Source organism: candidate division KSB1 bacterium (genome assembly GCA_034505495.1).
Taxonomy (GTDB): domain Bacteria; phylum Zhuqueibacterota; class Zhuqueibacteria; order Residuimicrobiales; family Krinioviventaceae; genus Fontimicrobium_A.
Genome location: JAPDQV010000005.1, coordinates 64115 through 84709 on the forward strand (window position 1 = coordinate 64115; position 20595 = coordinate 84709).

General features: G+C 53.7%; 18 protein-coding genes and 1 riboswitch. Of the genes, 15 read left to right on the plus strand and 3 right to left on the minus strand.

What is annotated here, in order from left to right; all coding sequences use genetic code 11:
- Positions 1 to 268: 268 nt before the first annotated feature.
- The 5 genes from ONB24_03615 (at position 269) to ONB24_03635 (ending at position 6706) form a co-directional block, all read left to right on the plus strand.
- Entirely contained in the window at positions 269 to 1762 is a 1494-nt protein-coding gene (locus ONB24_03615; protein MDZ7315190.1) for a DoxX family protein, read from the plus strand.
- A 31-nt stretch (positions 1763 to 1793) separates the two neighbouring features.
- Entirely contained in the window at positions 1794 to 3713 is a 1920-nt protein-coding gene (locus ONB24_03620; protein ID MDZ7315191.1) for an alpha-N-arabinofuranosidase, read from the plus strand.
- A 32-nt stretch (positions 3714 to 3745) separates the two neighbouring features.
- Entirely contained in the window at positions 3746 to 4252 is a 507-nt protein-coding gene (locus ONB24_03625) for a CAP domain-containing protein (GenBank protein ID MDZ7315192.1), read from the plus strand.
- Between the two features lie 123 nt (positions 4253 to 4375).
- Positions 4376 to 5632, plus strand: a complete 1257-nt coding sequence (locus tag ONB24_03630) for an MFS transporter (protein MDZ7315193.1) — start codon at positions 4376 to 4378, stop codon at positions 5630 to 5632.
- Between the two features lie 24 nt (positions 5633 to 5656).
- Positions 5657 to 6706, plus strand: a complete 1050-nt coding sequence (locus tag ONB24_03635; protein MDZ7315194.1) for a glycoside hydrolase family 5 protein — start codon at positions 5657 to 5659, stop codon at positions 6704 to 6706.
- 24 nt (positions 6707 to 6730) lie between these two features.
- On the opposite strand, the gene ONB24_03640 is transcribed toward ONB24_03635, so the two are convergent.
- Together ONB24_03640 and ONB24_03645 are read right to left on the minus strand one after the other, a co-directional pair.
- Positions 6731 to 7894, minus strand: coding sequence for a lactonase family protein (locus ONB24_03640; protein ID MDZ7315195.1), 1164 nt, complete (start codon positions 7892 to 7894; stop codon positions 6731 to 6733).
- 53 nt (positions 7895 to 7947) lie between these two features.
- Positions 7948 to 9519 carry a sigma 54-interacting transcriptional regulator gene (locus tag ONB24_03645; protein MDZ7315196.1) on the minus strand — a complete coding sequence of 524 codons (1572 nt, stop codon included), beginning with the start codon at positions 9517 to 9519 and terminating at the stop codon, positions 7948 to 7950.
- Positions 9520 to 9851: 332 nt separating this feature from the next.
- Here ONB24_03645 and ONB24_03650 point away from each other — a divergent pair, with 332 nt between their 5' ends.
- The 7 genes from ONB24_03650 (at position 9852) to ONB24_03680 (ending at position 17996) form a co-directional block, all read left to right on the plus strand.
- Complete coding sequence (locus tag ONB24_03650) at positions 9852 to 10193, plus strand: P-II family nitrogen regulator (protein MDZ7315197.1); 342 nt, start codon at positions 9852 to 9854, stop codon at positions 10191 to 10193.
- Positions 10194 to 10220: 27 nt separating this feature from the next.
- Positions 10221 to 11561 (plus strand): ammonium transporter, encoded by a 1341-nt coding sequence (locus ONB24_03655; protein MDZ7315198.1) that lies wholly within the window; start codon positions 10221 to 10223, stop codon positions 11559 to 11561.
- A 42-nt stretch (positions 11562 to 11603) separates the two neighbouring features.
- Positions 11604 to 12284, plus strand: a complete 681-nt coding sequence (locus ONB24_03660; GenBank protein ID MDZ7315199.1) for a hypothetical protein — start codon at positions 11604 to 11606, stop codon at positions 12282 to 12284.
- 300 nt (positions 12285 to 12584) lie between these two features.
- Entirely contained in the window at positions 12585 to 12923 is a 339-nt protein-coding gene (locus ONB24_03665; GenBank protein ID MDZ7315200.1) for a P-II family nitrogen regulator, read from the plus strand.
- A gap of 100 nt (positions 12924 to 13023) precedes the next feature.
- Entirely contained in the window at positions 13024 to 15177 is a 2154-nt protein-coding gene (locus ONB24_03670; protein MDZ7315201.1) for a glutamine synthetase III, read from the plus strand.
- Positions 15178 to 15554: 377 nt separating this feature from the next.
- Positions 15555 to 15656: riboswitch (TPP riboswitch) on the plus strand.
- Between the two features lie 151 nt (positions 15657 to 15807).
- Positions 15808 to 17088 carry a phosphomethylpyrimidine synthase ThiC gene (thiC, locus tag ONB24_03675; GenBank protein MDZ7315202.1) on the plus strand — a complete coding sequence of 427 codons (1281 nt, stop codon included), beginning with the start codon at positions 15808 to 15810 and terminating at the stop codon, positions 17086 to 17088.
- A gap of 83 nt (positions 17089 to 17171) precedes the next feature.
- A complete protein-coding gene (locus tag ONB24_03680; GenBank protein ID MDZ7315203.1) occupies positions 17172 to 17996 on the plus strand; it encodes a 1-acyl-sn-glycerol-3-phosphate acyltransferase in 825 nt (274 codons plus the stop codon).
- Here ONB24_03680 and ONB24_03685 read toward each other — a convergent pair.
- Positions 17957 to 18346, minus strand: a complete 390-nt coding sequence (locus ONB24_03685) for a thioredoxin family protein (protein MDZ7315204.1) — start codon at positions 18344 to 18346, stop codon at positions 17957 to 17959. The two genes, ONB24_03680 and ONB24_03685, sit on opposite strands and share 40 nt — an antisense overlap.
- Before the next feature lie 185 nt (positions 18347 to 18531).
- Between ONB24_03685 and ONB24_03690 the strand changes: the two genes are divergently transcribed.
- The 3 genes from ONB24_03690 to ONB24_03700 are packed head-to-tail and all read left to right on the plus strand — an operon-like array spanning position 18532 to position 20580.
- Positions 18532 to 18948, plus strand: coding sequence for an acyl-CoA thioesterase (locus ONB24_03690; GenBank protein MDZ7315205.1), 417 nt, complete (start codon positions 18532 to 18534; stop codon positions 18946 to 18948).
- Complete coding sequence (locus tag ONB24_03695; GenBank protein ID MDZ7315206.1) at positions 18935 to 19741, plus strand: rRNA pseudouridine synthase; 807 nt, start codon at positions 18935 to 18937, stop codon at positions 19739 to 19741. The genes ONB24_03690 and ONB24_03695 overlap by 14 nt, the downstream gene beginning before the upstream one ends.
- A gap of 56 nt (positions 19742 to 19797) precedes the next feature.
- Entirely contained in the window at positions 19798 to 20580 is a 783-nt protein-coding gene (locus tag ONB24_03700) for an NIPSNAP family protein (GenBank protein ID MDZ7315207.1), read from the plus strand.
- Positions 20581 to 20595: the final 15 nt, after the last annotated feature.

Sequence of the window (20595 nt, forward strand, 5' to 3'; positions counted from 1 at the left end):
GCACCCGTCGCGGCACGATCGTAAAAGCAGACGCAGCCGCCATTGCCCCTAAGAACTTTCTTCTTTCCATTGTCAGATTGCCTTCTTTCCTCATGATTTTGCTCTCCAAATAATGAAAATTGCCGCAAGAATTAACTTCTTTTTCAACAAATATGCAAGCAAACATTCATCTGATTTGCCCGTTAACATTTAGAAGCAGCTTGATATTATGGAACTGTTGACCTATATTTTGCGGTAACAGACCTTTTCGACCGCAAAGGAGTCAGCCATGAAACAAAACCGATGGATTATGACCATATTGCGCGTTGCCGTGGGATGGCATTTCCTCTATGAAGGAATTGCCAAACTGGCCGCAGGCAATTGGTCCGCCGCCTCCTACTTAGCCAACAGTACCGGCCCGCTAGCGCCAATCTACCATTGGATCGCCAACTCGCCGACGCCGCTAAAAATTACCGATGCGGCCAATATGTACGGCCTCACGTTAATCGGCCTGGCTCTTTTTATCGGCCTGGCCGTTCGCCCTGCCGCAGTCGCCGGCGCTTTCTTGCTTACACTTTATTATTTCGCCTATCCGCCTTTCGGACCATCACTCTGGAAGGCCTCGGAAGGACATCTGTTTATTGTCGACAAGCTGTTCATCGAGGCTGCGGTGCTGCTGCTTCTTGCCTTTTCGCGCGAAACCGGTTACGGTCTGGCGGCATTGCGGCCGTTGCTCAAACGTAAATCAAGAGAGGGGGAAACTCTGAACGCATCCCGACGCGAGATGCTCAAGAATCTGGCGACGCTTCCCGCCCTCGGCGTCATGGGTTGGCTGGCCGGCCGCAGCAAGGCTTTGGCAAGTGTCGACGCTTCCACCGGCGCCACCATTCAAATCGGCCAAAAGGCGCTGGCGGAGCTGAAGGGCGAACTGCCGAAGGGCAAACTCGGGCCGCATCAAATCAGCCGCTTGGTACTGGGAGGCAACCTCATCGGCGGCTGGGCGCATTCGCGCGATCTCATTTATGTTTCCGCCTTGTTCAAAGCCTACAATACGGAGAAAAAGATATTCGAGACCCTCATGCTGGCCGAGCAGGCGGGCATCAATGCCATCAACATCGGTTTTGCCTCCAATCCGCTGCTGGCGCAGTATAAGAAAATTACCGGCAGCAAAATCAAGGTGATCTCGCAGGTGCACCCGGACATGGAGAAAAAGGACTATTTCGTCAATATCGATAAAGCGATCGATTACGGCGTCGACATCGTTCAGGTGCAGGGCAACTGGTGCGATTGGCTGGTGCGCGATCAAAAGATCGACGTCATTGCCGCCATGCTCGATCACATTCGCTCGCAGGGCTATGTTGCCGGTTTAGGTGCACATTCTGCCGCAGCCTTGTTTGCCTGTACCGAACAAGGCATCATGCCCGACTATTATATGAAAACCATGCATCACGAAAACTATTGGTCGGCGCATCCGCGCGAATATCGAGTGAACTTTGAGGTCGACGGTCCGAAATCGCTCGATCACAACCGTTTTCATGACAACATGTTCGACCTCTTTCCCGAACAGACGATCGAGTTCATCAAACAGGCGCAAAAGCCGGTCATGGCATTCAAAGTCCTTGCCGCCGGTGCAATTCCGCCTGAAGACGGCTTCCGATGGGCGTTCGAAAACGGCGCCGATTTCATCTGCGTCGGCATGTTCGACTTTCAGATCGTCAACGACGTCAACATCACACTTGAGGTCCTCGCTAATTTGAAACGGTCGCGGCCATGGTTTGCATAATTCATTAAACCTAATGCAGGAGATCCAATTTATGAAACGTATTCCCTTAGTTCTACTGCTTACTGCCTGTCTTTACGGCCAGGCCTCCATTACCATCGATTTAAATCAAAAAAGCGAGCCGATTCAGCCCTACATTTACGGCCAATTCATCGAACACTTGGGCCGCTGCATCTACGGCGGCTTGTGGGCGGAAATGCTCGAAGACCGCAAATTTTATTATCCGATAACCGACGACTATAAGCCTTTTGCCACCTCCCGCGATGACTTTTGGAAGGCGGGCGACTATCAGTATCTCGCCGCTTCTCCGTGGAAGGTCATCGGCCCGGCCGGCAGCGTCAAGATGGATGTGTCCGAACCTTATGTCGGCGAGCATTCCCCTGTCATCTTTCTGCCGGGCAACGGCACCGCGGCCGGCATCGCTCAACCGGAGCTGGCCGTGCGCAAAGGGAAAAGGTACGTCGGCCGCATCGTCCTGGCCGGCTCCCCGACCGCCGCACCGATCACCGTGCGCCTCGTTTCCCATGACGGCATGACCGTTTCCCAAACCATCCCCAGCCTGACGCTCAATTATAAAACATATCCGCTGACCTTCAAGCCGAATTTTTCCTGCGACCATGCCACTTTGGAGATCTTTTCGACCGGAGCCGGATCCTTTAAAATCGGCACCGTTTCGCTCATGCCGGACGACAACATCCACGGCTGGCGCCGCGATGTGATTGCGCTCCTGAAAGAGCTGAATTCGCCGGTCTACCGGTGGCCGGGCGGCAATTTCGTCAGCGGCTACAATTGGCGCGACGGCATCGGTCCGCGCGACAAGCGGCCGCCGCGCAAGAATCCCGCCTGGAAAGGCGTCGAACACAACGACGTCGGCATTCACGAGTACATGCAGCTCATGGAGCTGATCGGCGCCGAACCGTTCGTTTCAGTAAACACCGGCCTGGGCACCGTCGAGGAAGTGGCCGAGGAAGTTGAGTACATTAACGGCGATGTCTCCACACCGATGGGCAAGCTGCGCGCCCAGAACGGCCATCCGCAGCCGTGGCGCTGTCGCTTCTGGGCGGTCGGCAACGAGATGTACGGCGAGTGGCAGCTCGGCCATATGCCGTTGGAGCAATATGTCGAGAAACACAATCGCGTCGCCGAGGCGATGTGGAAAGTCGATCCGACCATCAAGCTGATCGGCGTCGGCGAGGTGGGCCGCTGGAGCGAGACTATGCTGCGCGTCTGCGGCGACTATATGAACCTGATCAGCGAGCACATCTATTGCAAGGATTTGGATGACGTGCCGGCGCACGTGCGGCAGCTGGCCGATCAGATCCGCTATAAGGCCGATGCGCATCGACGCTACCGCCGCGAGATTCCCGGCCTGCTGGAAAAGGACATCCGCATATCGATGGACGAGTGGAACTATTGGTACGGCGATTATATCTACGGAGAATTGGGAGTGCGTTATCATCTCAAAGACGCCCTCGGCGTTGCCGTCGGCCTGCACGAGTACTACCGCAACAGCGACCTCTTTTTCATGGCCAATTACGCGCAGACGGTGAACGTCATCGGATGCATCAAGACAACGCGCACCGACGCCGCCTTTGATGCCACCGGTCTGCCGCTGGTGCTCTATCGTCGCGAATTCGGCACGATTCCGCTCAAGCTCGAAGGCGAGACGGGCAGCCTGGATGCGGCGGCGGCCTTGACAGACGACGGGCGCACCCTGACCGTCTCTTTCGTCAATCCGACCCCGCAGACGACCAAAGTCCGCTTAGACCTGCTCGGCGGAAAGCTCGGCAGCAAGGCTGTGCGTTACGTCATTCGCCATGACGACCCCATGGCTTACAACGAGCCGGGCAAACCGCCGGTGTTGACGATTAAACAGAACAAAGTAAAAGTCGCTCAATCTTTGGAAGTTCCTGCCTACGCAATTGCGCTCTATAGGCTGCCGATAAAGCCTTAAGCCCAATTGTCTATTTTCCGTAAGAGGAGCTTATGAACTTTTTAAAGGGGATTTTGGTGCTGCTTCTCGCAACAATTCTAAGCTGCGGGAAGCAGCGCTCGCCGATGCAGTCTACGGCGGTAACCGAAGAAGAAATGATGGCAAGGCGAACCCATGAATTGGTGAATGCACATCGGTCGGCACTTCGGTTGCCGCCTTTATTGTGGAATGAAACGGTCGCAGAACAGGCGGTTAAGCACAGTCGCGATATGGCTTCCGGCAGAGTACCTCTCGGACATGAAGGATTTGAAGAGCGTTTCCAGGCTATCAGCACGGTTCTCTCAGCGCAGGCGGGCGGCGAGAATGTAGCTTACAATTATGGTTTCAACGATCCGTCCCAAGCGGCTGTAAATGGTTGGCTTAATAGCCCCGGCCATCGTGCCAACATCGAAGGAGAGTATACATTGACCGGATTAGGATGCGCCAGAGATGTAAAGGGCGGATGGTATTTTACGCAAATTTTTATTCTGACATTTAAATCGGTGGCCCTCGAACACTGATCTCCCTTTCGCCTTAACAACCAATTTAGCAAAACTTTCCATTGGGATTCCCTCTAAGATTTATTAATTTATTTGTTTTATCAGCTTAAGAGCGAATCATCAACTGTTTTTAAAATAAATAGAATGCTAAAAAATAAGCCTCATAAAGCGGTCTTTTCACCTCGCACTATTTTCTCATTAAACCCCCAGGGCGTCCTCCTCGGCAGCGTCTTTTTCCTCTTTTACTTTGGTCTCTCGGCCTGGCTGCCGTTCTTTAATCTTTATCTAAAGAGCCGCGGCTTTTCCGGCGCCCAAGTCGGGGTGGTCGCCGGTTCTTATCAGGCGGTGCTGTTTTTTGTGGTACCTATCTGGGGCATGCTGGCCGATCGCTTCGGCAACAAGCGGCTGCTGATGATCGTCCTGTTTACAGCGGGACTGCTGATCTGGAATCTTCGCCTGATTGCCGATTACCATCTGATGATCGGTTACATCATTCTTTTGGCCGCCATGCACCATCCCCTCGGCACCCTGTCCGACAGCCTGGCCATCGGTTATGTCAAACACAACCCCCGCGCGGCGTTCGGCCAGTTTCGTCTCTGGGCTTCGCTCGGTTGGGCGCTCGGCAACCTGGTCATGGGAAGACTGCTGCTAAGCCGCAGCTATACTCTCATGTTCACGGTCGCAGCGGCTTTCTATCTTGCCGCCTGGCTTTTGACCGACTTTTTCCACGAACAGCGGTCGCCTCAGATACCCCGCTCTTATAAAGAGGCGCCGCGACTTTTTATGCAAAAGCAACGCATCGCTTTCCTCCTTTTACTGACGCTCTACGGCATTGCCATCTCGCCGCTGTATGTTTTCATCAACCTGTATTACCGCGACATCGGCGCGAACAATCAGATCATCGGCGCTGCCTTTGCAGTGCAGGCGCTCAGCGAGGTGCCGTTTTTTCTTTACGGCCGCGCCCTGGCCGCCCGCTTCGGCAGCGGCGGGCTGCTCGTCTTTTCTATGGCGACGGCTGTCGGCCGCTTGGTGCTGTACGGTCTGATCCGACACCCTCTTCCGGCCCTGGCCGTCGGGCTGACCAGCGGCATAACCTATTCTCTGTTTTGGATCGCCATCGTGGATCTGATGCACGACTTGACGCCGGAAAAATACCGCTCCACCGCGCAGTCGCTGTTGTGGGCTTTTCATGTCGGCTGCGGCGTGACGCTCGGCAACCTCAGCATCGGTCTGCTCTCCGACTATTTTCACATGCAAAAAATCATGCTGATGGCTGCAGCTTTGAGCGCCGTCGTAACGGTCGGCATGTGGACTTATCTCCGGCGCTTCAACCTGCTCAAGCGTTTCCGTGGACCGGCAATCGAGGTCGCAGAGCTGCCGCATGTGGTCGTACAGGATTAGTTGCTGTTATTTTTGGGAGGTTCGATGAACGGGAAAAAGATTGCCCTTAAGTTGGTGATTGTTTCCCTGCTGGCGGTCGGCGCCTGCAGCAGGCAACCGTCGCAATCGACGCCGCAATCGGAACCTTCGCTTTCGCCCCTGCACACGGTCGGTCGATGGATCCTGAACGCCGAGGGCGATACCGTGATCCTGCGCGGCGTCAACATTCCCAGCCTGGAGTGGAACGCCGCCGGGGATCAGATAATCACCTCGCTGACTCATGCCGTCGACAAATGGAAAATCAACATCGCCCGCATTCCGTTGTCGCAGGACCGCTGGTACGGCTTTGGACCGGAACAGAGCGACGGCGGGATCGGCTATCGCGCATTGGTCGATAAGCTCGTAACGCTCGGCAACCGCAAGGGATGTTACATTTGGCTCGATCTGCATTGGAACAATGCCGGCGAATGGGGAAAGAACATCGGCCAGCACAAAATGCCCGACGACCTTTCGGCGACGTTTTGGCGCGACCTGGCGCGGCTATACACCGATCATCCGGCGGTTTTGTTCGGTCTTTACAACGAGCCTCACGACGTCGACTGGGGCACCTGGCGCAACGGCGGCATAGTAACGGAGCAGCTGCAGGACGGCGCGCTGGTCTACCACACCCCCGGCCATCAGGCCCTGGTCGAGACCATTCGTTCCGTCGGGGCAGACAACCTCATCATCGCCGCCGGTTTGGATTGGGGTTTTGACCTGCGCGGCATCCTCTCCGGTTACGCCTTGACGGGAGAAAACATTGTCTACGATACTCACCCCTATCCTTGGAAGCCCAAACCGTGGGACGTGTTTTTCGGCAACGTCGGGCGGATCTATCCGATCATCGTCGGCGAATGGGGCGGAACCGTCGCCGACGGCCATCAAAACTATGGGCTCGAGATGGCCGCCTACCTGCGCTGCAACGCCTTCTGCTGGACGGCCTGGTCCTTTCATCCCACCGCCGGGCCGCAGCTCATTAAAAACTGGAATTATGATCCGACATGGTTCGGCGAGCTTGTCATGCGCGAACTGGCGACGCCCGTCGAACTGCCCTAAAGGCGCGCCGATCCCTTCTCAATCTTAATGGAATCGTTCGACAATCTGTATGCAGACCGGACTGGGTACGGAAACCGTCTGCAGAGGCGTCAATTTGCCGGTTTGGCGGTCGATCTGCATGACAATAATGCTGTCGCTGTTTTGATTTGCTACTAAAATGTAGGATCCGCTTGGGTCGATTACAAAATTGCGGGGCGTGCGTCCTGTCGGCGTATGGCCGAGCAGCGTCAGTTTTCCGCTCGCCGCATCGACGGCAAAGGCAGCCAGACTGTCGTGCCCGCGGTTGCTGCCGTAAAGAAAGCGGCCGTCCGGGGTGATATGGATGTCGGCGCAGGTGTTCGCACCGGAAAAGTCGGGCGGCAGTGTACTCACGCTTTCGATGCGCGTCAAGGAACCGTCTTCGGCATGATAGTCATAGACGGTGATGCTCGAGTTCAATTCATTTATGACATAGATGCGTTGTCCGCTCGGATCAAAGGTCAAGTGCCGGGGGCCGGCGCCGGGAGCGGCTGCGGCAAAGCGGGACGGCTCGGCGACAAGTCCGTTTCCAGAGAAATCGGTCTGATAAACCATAACCTTGTCGATACCGAGATCGCAAGCCAACAGAAACCGGCCGTCGGGCGATAAGGTAACCGAATGGGCGTGCGGACCCTCTTGGCGTGACTTATTGGGACCCGAACCGCGGTGTTGAATAACCGTCGAAGCCGGTGATAATGAGCCGTCTTCTTGTACAGGAAAAGCGGCGATCGTGCCGCTGCTGTAGTTGGCGACGAACACAAAGCGGCCGAGGGCATCGACCGTTACATGGCAGGGGTGCGCGCCGCCCGAAGGTTGAGCATTGATAAAGCTCAAACTGCCGCTTTCCGGGTCGATGCGATAGGCGGCCACGGCACCCTGATCGGTTCCCTGGTAATTGTCTACTTCGCGCACGACGAACAAACGCCGGCGCGGAATGTCGATCGTCAAAAAAGATGGATTGTTACGATCCTGAATCGTTCGTGCCAATCGTAGACCGCCGGTTTGCGGATTCAAGCGATAAACATAGATGCCTTCGCTTGCGCCGGCCGTGTAGGTGCCGACAAAGACGAAATACTCAACGGACTCGGATCCTTGCGCCGAAGGGGCGGAGGAACGGCCGCCGCAGGCGGCGAAAATTGCCGCAAACAGTATCGAAAGAGATTTTTTCATAATGCTCCTTTGCGGAAGTTGTTGCGCATTGGCCTGCAAAAACAGAGTGCCGATCAAACCAAGGCATCGCTCTTTTTGCCGCGCCCTAATTTGAAGCGTTCGACGTCTATTTGATATTTTTGAATTTTATAGCCGATGATGCGTTCAGTCGTATCCAGAAGCCGCGCCGCCTTGGCGCGATTGCCGTGCGTCGCCTTGAGAGCATCCTGGATCAGTTCTTTCTCGTAGTTGGCTACCGCTGCCTCCAAGGAGATTCGCGGCAGCGTGCCGCTGCTCTCGGCGGTCTGCAGCGTGGGAGGTAAATGATAACTGTGAATCACCTGATCATCGCACACCAACACCGCCCGTTCGATGCAGTTCTCAAGCTCGCGCACGTTTCCCGGCCAATGGTATTGGCGCAGCATGTCGATGGCCGGCGTCGAAATGCGCTTGATGGACTTTCCGTGCTTGCGGGCGTATTTCAGCAAAAAGTGGTCGGCCAGCAGCAAAATGTCGGATTGTCGCTCGCGCAGCGGCGGCAGCAGGATGGAAAAAACGTTCAGCCGGTAATAGAGATCCTCGCGGAACTTGCCCTGTTTCATACGCTCTTCGAGGTTGGCATTGGTGGCGGCAATGATGCGCACATCGACTTTGATGGTCTCGGTGCCGCCGACGCGTTCGAACTCCTGCTCCTGAAGCACCCGCAACAGTTTAACCTGGGTCATCGGACTGAGATCGCCGATCTCATCGAGGAAAATGGTGCCGCCGTCCGCCAGCTCAAAGCGTCCCTTTTTCTGCATCTTGGCGTCCGTAAAGGCGCCTTTTTCATAGCCGAAGAATTCCGTTTCGATCAGCGTTTCCGGAATGGCGGCGCAGTTGACGCGCACGAAGGGTTTGTCGGCGCGGTGAGAATTGTAATGAATGGCTTGGGCAATCAGCTCCTTGCCGGTTCCCGATTCCCCACGGATCAGCACCGTCGTGTCGGCGCGCGCCACCTGCATGATGCGTTCGAACACTTCGCGCATTTCGTGGCTGTTGCCGATGATGTTTTGAAAGCTGAACTCATCGCGCAGGCGTGTCTGAAGTCTGGCGCTCTCTTCCAGCAGCTGCCGCTGATCCCGTTTGCGAATCTTGTCCAATCGGATAGCCTGCACCAAAGCGGAGGCAACCAGAGCAAGAAACTTTTTTGCGCTCTCATAATCGCGTTTGGCCTGATAAGGCAGATTAACGATCAGGACGCCCAGCGTGTCATAGTCGAGAATGATGGGAACGCCGATAAAGCTCTGTTCACGATCTTTTTGCGGATCCCAGGAAGCCATGCGGTTGAGAAAAAGCGGCTCCTTGCTGACCTGCGGCACAACGATCGCTTTGCCGGTTTCAGCGATTCGCCCTGTTAATCCCTCACCCAAGCGATATTTGGTCTTGGCCGCTTCCAACTGATAGCCGATCGAAGCGGCCATCGAAAGGGTCTCTCCGTCCTCTTCAGCGAGAAAAACCGCTCCCGAACGGATATGATAAGAGTTCTTTAGGATTTTGAGCACGGCCATCAAAGATTCTTTTAGATCAAAGGTCCGACTGATGGCCGTATTGATTTCCAAAAGAATGGAAAGTTTGTTCAAAAGCCGTTCATCTTCCATGTTTTGCATCATTACATCCCCATTTTAGTCACATTTTTGTTTATCGTTATATTAAAGTTACCTTTTTGCAGGATCATATTCAAGCAAAATTTTTTTCTTTTAAAAGACCGATGATATCAGGGCTCTCCCAGAAGTGAAAAGAAAATCTTTTCCTTCAATTTTGTTACTTAATATTTTCCTAATTCATTTTTGATTATTTTTACCTTTTCCCCATCCAGACGCCTTAGCTTTTTAAATTCATTTATATCATTTATTTATAATCTTCTCATATTTTCGGCATTATGATTGCTAATGAGCAGGCATACCTTAAAAACAACGTGTTAAAAAAATGGAGAAACGGTATGAAACTCATCATTGCCTACATTCAGCCTGAAAAGCTGAATGCCGTAAAGCAGGCGCTTTATGAGCGCGAGATCTACAAAATTTCCGTCACCAATGCCCTGGGCTGCGGACAGCAAAGGGGCTATCATGAGACGTATCGCGGCGTGGAAATAGAAGTCAATTTGCTGAAAAAAGTCCGCATCGAGATTGCCGTGAACGATGCATTCGTGCAGCCGACCATTGAGGGTATTATTGCCGGTGCAAGGACCGGAAACATCGGCGACGGAAAAATTTTCATTCTCGACCTTGTGGAATGCATTCGCATTCGCACAGGCGAAACCGGCAGCGAAGCAATTGGTTGACGAATCATAAAATTAATGAGGAAAAAAATGATGAAAACCATTAGATTGAACTTGGCCTTTTTTGTCACGCTCTTTTTTTTATTCATCGTCAAAGATGCTTGGGCGACCGACGCCGTTGCCGACGCGGCGGAAAAGCTGCAGTCGAACATGAACATCGTGTGGACGGCGGTAGCCGCTTTTCTTGTCTTTTTCATGCAGGCGGGATTCGCCATGGTGGAAGGCGGCTTTACCCGCGCCAAGAACACGGTCAACATCATGATGAAAAATCTTATGGATTTTTCTTTCGGTTCTTTGGCATTCTTTTTCATCGGCTTCGGCCTGATGTTCGGCAAAAGCAACGGCCTGTTTGGAACCGAACACTTTATGCTGTCGGGCTACGACGCCATGAGCTCTGATTGGATTTGGACCTTTTTGATCTTTCAGACGGTTTTTGCCGCTACGTCGGCGACGATTGTTTCCGGCGCCATGGCCGAGCGCACCAAGTTCTCCGCCTATCTTGTATACAGCATCGTCATCAGCGCGCTTATCTATCCGATTTTCGGATCCTGGGCTTGGGGAGGGCTTCTCGACGGCGGCGGTTGGCTGGAAAAGTTGGGCTTTGTCGATTTCGCCGGCTCGACGGTCGTTCACTCAATCGGCGGTTGGCTGGCGCTGGCAGGCGCCGTCACCTTGGGCCCGCGAATCGGCAAATATGGACCGGACGGCAGTCCGCGCGCTATTCCCGGTCATAACATTGCCCTCGCCGCATTGGGCGTCTTTATCCTTTGGTTCGGCTGGTTCGGATTTAATCCGGGCTCCACGACTTTTGCCGACGGCAGCATCGGACGAATTGCGGTGACCACCAATTTAGCTGCGGCGGCAGGCGCCGTCACGGCTTTGATTACCTCTTGGACCATTTTGAAAAAGCCGGACGCATCAATGACTCTCAACGGCGTATTGGCGGGTCTTGTTGCCATTACGGCAGGCTGCGCCTCCGTAACTCCCGTCGCCTCCGTGCTGATCGGAGCCGTGGCTGGAATAGTTGTCGTATTGAGCGTTCTCTTTCTCGACCGCACTCTAAAAGTCGACGACCCGGTCGGCGCCGTCAGCGTTCACGCCGTATGCGGCGCATTCGGCACGCTCAGCGTTGGGCTGTTCCACACCGAAAACGGTCTTTTCTACGGCGGCGGCTTCAGATTACTCGGCGTGCAGGCTCTGGGTGTTCTGACCGCCTTTATATGGGCTTTCGGATTAGGGCTCGCGCTTTTTGGTCTGTTGAAAAAGACCATCGGTCTGCGCACCTCGGCCGAGGAAGAGCTGCAGGGCTTGGACATCGGCGAACACGGCATGGAAGCTTATAGCGGTTTCCAGATTTTCATTACACAATAATACTAACCCGTTTTACCGTTCATTTACGCAAGGAGGTCGAGCATGAAAAAATCGTTGTTTCTCATTTTCCTGTCGGCGATCCTGGTGCAAACCCATGCGGCAGAGATCGGCTTTGCCGGCGATGTATCGCTGGTCTCTACTTATGTCTTCCGCGGCTTGAAGCAGTTTGAGGGAGCCGCCCTGCAGAGCACCGCCGAGTTCTCGTACGGGCCCATCACCGGCGGACTCTGGATGTCGAGCTTTAACGGCCCCCTGGTTGTGGAAAATGATCCCTATGTAACTCTGACGCTGCCGACAGGTGACTTTGAGACACAGCTCGGCGTAATTCTATACAGCTATGATTTTTTCGCCAGGCGGGAGTACACGGTGTATGAGCTGTCGGCCGGACTCGGCTATGGGCCCTTCAGCTTTGGCGCCTACTATTTGCCGGCACAGAGTTACAAAAAAGACTCGCAAACTATCGATCTTGTTTCCGATCCGTTGTACTGGCTAGAAATTGGAGCCGAAACGACGTTCAAGGGTGCGGAACTATCGGCTCAGCTCGGCGCCGGCACCTATTCCGCCTACTTTACGACCGGCAATAACGAGAAATCGACGATCTGCCTGTTGCTTGGGATCGGGAAAAAGCTCAATGAACACATTGCCGTTCGGTGGAACTGGAACCTGGCGCTGGACGAATACACTGAAAACTGCTTTTTTCTTTCCGCCGGTTACACCTTTTAACTCTTCAAAGCCCCTGCCAATTGCTGCAGGGGCTTTTTATTTCACTCCTATTTCCTATCTTTTTGTATTTTTAATTTTTATTTCCATCATTTTTGTATTTTTTTCGCAATATAACAGCGGCACAAGGTATTTTTTGCTTATTTCATTACCTTCTATTTTTATTGCAATTATGTTTTCTGTTTCCAATATGTCAATGTTTGCCTAAAAAAGGCATGATGTTTGATATAAAAAGGGAAGATTTCCAACCAATCCTGATTGCAAAAAAAACGATTTGCCAGTTATTGTAAAAGGAGAGCAGTAATGAAAATGGTCACCGCTATTATACGTGAAGACCGCTTGGAAGCGGTTCGCGAGGCTTTGGCAAAAATCGGAATTTTCTCTTTAACGGTCAATCCGGTGCTGGGTCACGGCAATGCTCCGGGCCTCAGCAGCAGCCTTAAGGCGAAAACGCTGCCTTCTCTGCTGCCGAAGCTGAGAATCGACACCGCCGTCGACGATGAATTCGTCGAGCCGACCATCGAAGCCATCATGACCGTCGCGCAGAGCGGCTATGTCGGCGACGGAAAAATTTTCGTTACTCCGTTGGAAGAAAGCGTACGCATCCGCACCGGCGAGCGCGGCCGCGTTGCCCTCAATTAACATCGGAAATAAATAAACATATAGCAAACTAAAACGAAAGGGTTCCGTAATGTCAATCAAAGCCGATTGTTTGACCCCCAGGAAAAAGGTCTTGGTCGATTTGGCCGACCAGTCGCCGATTTTGCCGGAAACAGCTCAATGCATTTCCGAGTATTTCGGCGCCAATACGTTTAACGAACAGACCATGCGCGAAAAGCTTCCCAAGGACACTTATAAGAAGCTGTTGGCGACCATCAAAAAAGGTGAAAAGCTCGATATGAGCATCGCCAACACCGTAGCGCATGCCATGAAAGAGTGGGCCTTGAGCAAGGGCGTCACCCATTATACGCATTGGTTTCAGCCGCAGACCGGTCTGACGGCGGAAAAACACGACTCGTTTTTGGAATTCGATGAAGGCGTACCGGTAGAGCGGTTTCGCGGCAATCAGCTGGTGCAGGGCGAACCGGACGCGTCTTCGTTTCCCAGCGGAGGCAGTCGCTCCACGTTTGAAGCGCGCGGATATACCATGTGGGACCCCTCCAGTCCGGCTTTTATCGTCGACGGTCCGCGCGGCGGCATTTTGTGCATTCCCTCGGTCTTTATCAGCTATACGGGCGAAGCGCTCGACAAGAAAACGCCGCTCCTTCGCTCCATGGAGGCCATCAATCGCTCGGCGCTGCGCATTCTCCGGCTTTTCGGCAATACAACGGCAACGCGCGTCGTAACAACCATCGGCACCGAACAGGAATACTTTTTGATCGATCGGGCTTTCTTCAACCTTAGACCTGATTTGGTGCATACCGGCCGCACGCTGATCGGCGCTTTGCCGCCCAAAGGACAGCAGCTGGAAGACCATTATTTCGGCGCGATTAAAGAGCGCGTTCTGGCGTTCATGCAGGAAGTCGAAAAAGAGCTCTATAAACTGGGCGTTCCCGCCAAGACGCGCCACAATGAGGTTGCACCGCATCAGTACGAAATAGCGCCGATTTACGGAGAGGCCAATGTGGCGGCGGACCGAAATCAGCTGACCATGGAGGTGATGAAAAAAATCGCCAATCGGTTCGGCCTCACCGTGCTTTTGCACGAAAAGCCTTTTGCCGGCATCAACGGCAGCGGCAAGCACAACAACTGGTCTATGGAATCGAACGACGGCGTCAATTTGCTCGATCCCGGCACGACGCCGGAAGAAAATCTCCAGTTCCTTGTCTTCCTGGTAGCCGTCCTGCGCGCCGTATACAAATACAGCGACCTGTTGCGCATGTCGGTGGCTTCGGCCGGAAACGATCATCGTTTGGGCGCCAACGAAGCGCCGCCTGCGATCATGTCGGTCTTTTTGGGCGAGCGGCTTTCGACAATTCTCGATCAGATCAAGGAAGGTGTGCCGGTAACGGCCACGGAAAACTATATCATCGACCTCGGCATCAGCAAACTGCCGTCGATTTTCCGCGATCACACCGATCGAAACCGTACTTCGCCGTTTGCCTTTACCGGCTCCAAGTTCGAGTTCCGCGCCGTCGGCTCTTCGGCGTCCATTTCATTTCCCAACACCATTCTCAGCGCTGCAGTAGCTGACTCGCTCGATTATATCGGCGACGCCATCGAAAGAGAGCTGAAAGCCGGCAAAGAGTTTAACAATGCGGTTCTAAAAGTTTTGCGCGACCAGATCATCGAGACCGAACCGATTCGTTTCGAGGGCAATAATTACAGCCCAGACTGGGAACGCGAAGCCGAACGACGCGGCCTGCCGAACGTCAAGAAATCAGCCTATGCATTCGATGCATTGGTGGCTGAAAAGAACGTCCAAATGCTCATCAAACAGGGCGTCTTTACTGAACGCGAAATTTACGCGCGCTATCGCATCAAGCTCGAGCAGTATATCACGACCATCGAAATCGAAGCCGAGACGTTCTGCGACCTGATCGAAACGCGCGTGTTGCCGGCCGCCATTTCTTATCAAACAATGCTGGCGGATGCCATTAAAAGCATCGGCAGCGCAGCGCCGCAGATTGCCGAATCGGCTGTCAGTGTGCAACGCGATCTCCTGGCGCGGGTTTCCGAGCAGATTGCCGCCTTGTACAAGGGTCTGGCTGAAATTCGGGAAGCTCTGGAAAAGGCAGATGAAATCGACGACTTGCCGAAAAAGGCCAAATATATCGCGGATACGGTGGCGGAACTGCTCATCAAGGTGCGCAAGCCCTCGGATGAGCTGGAGAAACTGATCCCCGATGATCTCTGGCCGCTGCCGAAATATTCGGAGATGTTGTCGATTCTCTAATCTTTACAACCTAAAGCCCGCCCGAAAGGCGGGCTTTAGACTATATTAAAACAACGCCCGTCCGCTCAATAAAAAGGCCCGTCGGTTCGCCCCATCCTTATCAAAAACATTAAATCACTATTTCGGTAAAAAATAGAGCAATCCAGGCTGATGCATCGCCGAGGCCGCCCACTCACCTGATTTGAAGCCTGAGGTGCGAAAACGTCAAACCGTGCCTTGATCGCCCACGGCACCCTTTAACTTTTGCTCACAAACTCTATCTGATAATCAAAGCAAACTTGCCCTGACAATCCCGCCCGACTGATTTTTTATGCTGGTGCCAAGATGCCCGCATTGGAAAAGTCAGCTTGCATCCGCCGTAAAAACTGTGTATATTTTTTCGTCGCTAGGGGTGCAGAAATGCGCTGAGAGGGCAGGAAGCCCAACCCTTGGAACCTGAACCGGATAATGCCGGCGGAGGAAAGCGGCGGAATGATGTTTCAGCATTCTACCACTTGCTTCTCTTTTTATTCCCCTCTTGGCTGCTTCAGCGCCTCTTATCTTCCTATTTGATAACAGCGACAAAGCGGTATCATTCGCAAGAAAATGCGAGTGTACCATGCGCATTTAGAGTTATGAAGGAGAAGAACTATGACGCAATTAGAGGCGGCGCGGTTAGGTATCTTTACGGATGCCATGCGGGCAGTCGTTGAGGAGGAACAGATTAGTCAAGACGATCTGTTGCGCGGCATTGCCGAAGGGCTTATTGTCGTGCCGAGTAATCCGCGCCATACGAGTCTGAGAGCTAAAGGGATCGGCAAAGGGCTGCGCACCAAAATCAACGTCAACATCGGCACTTCCTATGAATGCCACAATCCGGTGTTGGAAAAGAAAAAACTGGCGATCGCGTTGGCGCACGGCGCCGATGCCATTATGGACCTCAGCTTGGGCGACAATACACAAAGCTTCCGGACCTGGCTGGTTCAGGAGTGCCCGGTGCCGATAGGGACCGTGCCGATCTACGATGCGGTCGCATTCTCCGGCAAAGAGGTTAAGGACATCAGCATAGACGAGTGGTTTGCGGTAGTCGAGCAGCATGCGCGGGACGGAGTCGACTTTATGACCATTCATGCGGGATTGACGCAGGCGGGATTGGAGAGGCTCCGTCATCGCCCGCGACTGACGCACATTGTCAGCCGCGGCGGCAGTATTTTGGCCGAATGGATGACGGTCAACGACGCAGAAAACCCGTTTTATGAGCATTTCGATCGACTGTTGGAGATTGCGCGCGCGCACGATATCACGCTCAGCCTGGGCGACGGTCTGCGTCCTGGTTCTCTCGAAGACGCAACGGATGCAGCGCAGATTCAGGAACTCATCATTTTGGGGGAACTAACCTTAAAGGCCCGCGAATTTGGGGTGCAGGTGATGATCGAGGGTCCCGGCCATGTGCCGTTGTCTGAGATCGTCGCCAATATCCAGCTGCAGAAAAAGCTTTGTCACGGTGCGCCGTTTTATGTGCTCGGGCCGCTGGTGACCGACATTGCGCCGGGCTATGATCACATCACGGCCGCCATCGGCGGAGCGATTGCAGCGGCGGCAGGTGCCGACTTTATTTGTTACGTCACGCCCGCCGAACACCTGCGATTGCCGAATTTGGACGACGTCAAAGAAGGCTTGATTGCCGCGCGCATTGCCGGGCACGCGGCCGACATTGCCAAAGGCGTGCCGGGTGCGGCAGAATGGGATCGCCGCATGAGTCGAGCGCGCGCCGCCCTCGACTGGCCGGCGATGATCGAGACCGCCATCGATCCGCAAAAAGCCAAAGAATACCGCAACTCCATTGACCTTCCGGATGAGCAGGTCTGCTCCATGTGCGGCGCCTATTGTGCGGCAAAACGTTCGCGCGAACTGTTTGTAAAATCCGAATGAGAACATAACAGCACCTCCCAGAGATTCCGCTTGCCCTTTTGCTCGGCATGTCTTAATTTTTTCAAAAGCGCAAAAAAGGAGCTATGAATTCGCGAATCGATCTTTTGGGCGTCCTGCAAAAGGACTACAGCACTGCCGAGCCGACAAGCCGCCCTCTGTTTCCAGGGGTGCGCTTTTACTACCTTATGGTCGAACAAGTGATTGCGGCTTCGCACAAAGCCAAGCGCGGCATATTTACGCATGAAGACTATTATCGGCACGGCCTTGCCGTATTACGCGCCGTCGAGCGCGTCGGCGGCCGCATCGAAATCAGCGGCGTCAGCCAAGTTCCGCAGTTTCCAGGCCCCTATGTTTACGTCGCCAACCACATGAGTGTTTTGGAGACCATCATCCTTTCCTCCATGCTCTATCCGATCGGTGAACATACCTTTATTGTCAAACAAAGCCTGATCGATTATCCTGTCTTCAAACACATTATGCGGGCCATGGATCCCATTGTCGTCGGCCGTGTCAATCCGCGCGAAGACCTTGAAGTGGTGCTGCGCGAAGGCGTAAAAAAGCTGCAGGACGGCATCAGCGTGGTGGTTTTCCCGCAGCATACGCGCACGACGGAATTTATACCGGAGAAATTCAACACCTTGGGGATCAAGTTGGCCAAGCGCGGCGGCGCAACCGTGGTTCCCATCGCCCTTAAAACCGATTTTTGGGGGCAGGGTAAACTGATAAAAGATTTCGGCAGAATTTATCCGCAAAAAACCGTACGCTTTCGATTCGGTTCGCCGATCTCAATCACCGGAGACGGTCGGCAGGAGCATGCGGCGATTGTTCGGTTTATCGGCGACGCCTTGGCCGAATGGGAAGCGCTCGATCAATCGGCCAATAAAGCGCGCAACCGGCTTTCATCCTGATAGCCTACTAGAATATCGGCAATCTTACCTTCTTGAACCAGGACGAGAGTCGGCGTGGCCATAACGCCGAACTGTTGCGCCGTGCGGACATCGCGCGAAACATCCTCGAGCAAGATGCGCTTGTCATGTTGTGCCAGGCTTCTGACAATCGGCGTCATCGGTCTGCAGGCGCGGCAGGAAGGGCTATAAAAGTAAAACAGCACCTTGCCGCGGCGCATCAGCGCATCCAGCCTGCCGCCCAATTGCGGAACATCTTTTCCCCGCTTGGACTGCATCTTTCGGACCATAACGATCTGCAAAACCACAAACAAAACGAGGACCGTCAAAATGATTCCAAGAGCTATGAGCATTTTATCCTTCCGTGATTAAATGATTTTCGTCTGCCTCGATAAATTTTCTTTATTGCAACGAAAAACTGTAAATTGCTTTATCGAATTTTTCGGATGCTTTAACGGCGTAAAAGATTCAAAAGTAAATCACTCCTGCCGGGATCTCTCGAACCGACTACTCTATTTTTAGAAATACAGAGGAAATTATGCCCAAGACCTTTCACTACAAACTGAATGTCCGCAGCTATAATCTGGACTCGTTCGGTCACGTCAACAACGCCGTCTATTTGAACTATCTCGAAGAGGCGCGCTGCAACTATTTGGAGCAGATGGGCCTTAGTTTTATGGATTTTCATCGGCTGAAGGCGTTCGCGTTTGTGGTCAGCGTGCACATCGACTACAAATCGCCCGCCAAGTTTAATGATCTGCTCGATATTCAAGGTCAATTCAGCAAAGTGAGGCGCAGCAGCTTTTCCACCCGCTTTGTCATTTATAATGAGACGACGCAGAGGATTTGTGCCGAGGCGGACATGAGCTTTGCTTTTGTGGATGAAAAGGGCAAGGTTATCCCCATGCCGTCCTTGTTTCGCGATAAAATTTTGCAGGCTTGTGAACAAGATTAAGGAACAAAGGCGTAAAGGACGCCGGCGCGTTCAGCTCGTGCGCGCGTTTACCAAAATGGGAGCCGCCTCGCGCAGTCAGGCGCGTCAATACATCCTCGACGGCCGCGTGACGGTCAACGGCAAGGTTGTTCGGCACATTTTAGAATATGTCGACCTCTTTCGCGACGATATTCGCCTGGACGGCCAAAGGCTAAGCCTGGTTCGTGAGCATACCTACCTTCTGTTGAACAAGCCGCGCGGTTACGTGACGACGCGCAAGGATCCCGAAGGGAGGCCAACGATTTATGACCTCTTGCCGCCGCTAAACCGCTGGATCTTTCCGGTCGGCCGCCTGGACATGGACAGCGAGGGCCTTTTACTCCTGACCGATGACGGCGCTCTGGCCGATTTTCTGACGGATCCGGACCATGAGGTGCGCAAGCGCTACAAGGTGCTCATTGATCGTCCGCCGGCAGAAAAGGATCGCCGTCGGCTCGAAGAAGGGGTACGTATCCGCGGTTACTTGACCAAACCCTGCCGCGTCAAACGAATCGGTCCGGGGGAAACGGGCTATTGGATTTCCTTCACCCTGACCGAAGGCAAAAACCGCCAAATTCGTTTGATGCTGGATGCTCTCGGCTACCGTGTCCTACGCCTCATCCGCACCCATATCGGACCGTTGGCGCAGGGCGAGCTGCAGACGGGGGAATGGCGGTACCTACGCAAAAAAGAGATCGAAGCCCTAAAATCCTTGTGGAATTCTGCAGGCAGCAAGGAAGACGACAAGTCCGAGGAGACTACTGTAATGCAATGAATCGGCGGCGCCGTCGATTTGCCGACTTTGCCACAATCAAGTACGAAAGGAGAGCTATGGAACGAAGGGAGTTTTTATTGTCCGCCGCCGCGGCGACGGCCGCAGCGATCTCGCCGGTGCGGGCCGAAGAAACCGACTCGTGCTGTTTTTACGAGTGGATCCGCTACGAGTCTCTCAATAATTCACAGAAGGGGAGGCTGGATCAATTTCTTTCGCAGGCGCTTATTCCGGGGCTCAACCGCCTCGGCATCGAACCGATCGGCGTCTTTCGCCCGCGTTTCGGCGCCGACGGCCGCGATACTTTTGTCCTGATTCCGCATCCGTCCATAGAATCTTTCTTGACCGTCGGTAAGCGTCTTTACCAGGATTCTGAATTTCGGAAAGCCGGCGGCGAGCTGATCGATCCGGAAATGAGTAACCCCCTCTTTCATCGCCAGGAAACTTGGCTGTTACGCGCTTTTTCCCATTTGCCCAGGCCGGAGATTCCGCCGCATCTGCGCGGCAAGCGCGACCGCATTTTTGAGGTCCGCATCTATGAGAGCCATAGTCAGGTTAAAGCGGCGCTCAAGATCGAGATGTTCAATGAGGGCGGCGAAATTGCTTTGTTTAAAGAAACGGGACTCAATCCGGTAATTTTCGGAGAGACGCTGGCGGGCGCCGATATGCCGAACCTTCTCTACATGCTGGGTTTCGAAAGCATGGAGGAACAGGCGGCGGCGTGGCGTCGGTTCATCAACAGCGAAGGGTGGGCCAAAATGAAGGATTTGCCGCGTTACAAAGACACGGTCTCTTCCATAACCGACATCATCCTTTCTCCGACCGGTTATTCGCAGATCTGAAGCAAAGCACCGGCT

Excerpts from the sequence above, each read along its gene's own strand:
- ONB24_03615 (MDZ7315190.1), top strand. The coding sequence starts at position 269 with ATGAAACAAAACCGATGGATTATGACCATATTGCGCGTTGCCGTGGGA.
- ONB24_03620 (MDZ7315191.1), top strand. The coding sequence starts at position 1,794 with ATGAAACGTATTCCCTTAGTTCTACTGCTTACTGCCTGTCTTTACGGC.
- ONB24_03625 (MDZ7315192.1), top strand. The coding sequence starts at position 3,746 with ATGAACTTTTTAAAGGGGATTTTGGTGCTGCTTCTCGCAACAATTCTA.
- ONB24_03630 (MDZ7315193.1), top strand. The coding sequence starts at position 4,376 with ATGCTAAAAAATAAGCCTCATAAAGCGGTCTTTTCACCTCGCACTATT.
- ONB24_03635 (MDZ7315194.1), top strand. The coding sequence starts at position 5,657 with ATGAACGGGAAAAAGATTGCCCTTAAGTTGGTGATTGTTTCCCTGCTG.
- ONB24_03640 (MDZ7315195.1), bottom strand. The coding sequence starts at position 7,894 with ATGAAAAAATCTCTTTCGATACTGTTTGCGGCAATTTTCGCCGCCTGC.
- ONB24_03645 (MDZ7315196.1), bottom strand. The coding sequence starts at position 9,519 with ATGCAAAACATGGAAGATGAACGGCTTTTGAACAAACTTTCCATTCTT.
- ONB24_03650 (MDZ7315197.1), top strand. The coding sequence starts at position 9,852 with ATGAAACTCATCATTGCCTACATTCAGCCTGAAAAGCTGAATGCCGTA.
- ONB24_03655 (MDZ7315198.1), top strand. The coding sequence starts at position 10,221 with ATGATGAAAACCATTAGATTGAACTTGGCCTTTTTTGTCACGCTCTTT.
- ONB24_03660 (MDZ7315199.1), top strand. The coding sequence starts at position 11,604 with ATGAAAAAATCGTTGTTTCTCATTTTCCTGTCGGCGATCCTGGTGCAA.
- ONB24_03665 (MDZ7315200.1), top strand. The coding sequence starts at position 12,585 with ATGAAAATGGTCACCGCTATTATACGTGAAGACCGCTTGGAAGCGGTT.
- thiC (MDZ7315202.1), top strand. The coding sequence starts at position 15,808 with ATGACGCAATTAGAGGCGGCGCGGTTAGGTATCTTTACGGATGCCATG.
- ONB24_03680 (MDZ7315203.1), top strand. The coding sequence starts at position 17,172 with ATGAATTCGCGAATCGATCTTTTGGGCGTCCTGCAAAAGGACTACAGC.
- ONB24_03685 (MDZ7315204.1), bottom strand. The coding sequence starts at position 18,346 with ATGCTCATAGCTCTTGGAATCATTTTGACGGTCCTCGTTTTGTTTGTG.
- ONB24_03690 (MDZ7315205.1), top strand. The coding sequence starts at position 18,532 with ATGCCCAAGACCTTTCACTACAAACTGAATGTCCGCAGCTATAATCTG.
- ONB24_03700 (MDZ7315207.1), top strand. The coding sequence starts at position 19,798 with ATGGAACGAAGGGAGTTTTTATTGTCCGCCGCCGCGGCGACGGCCGCA.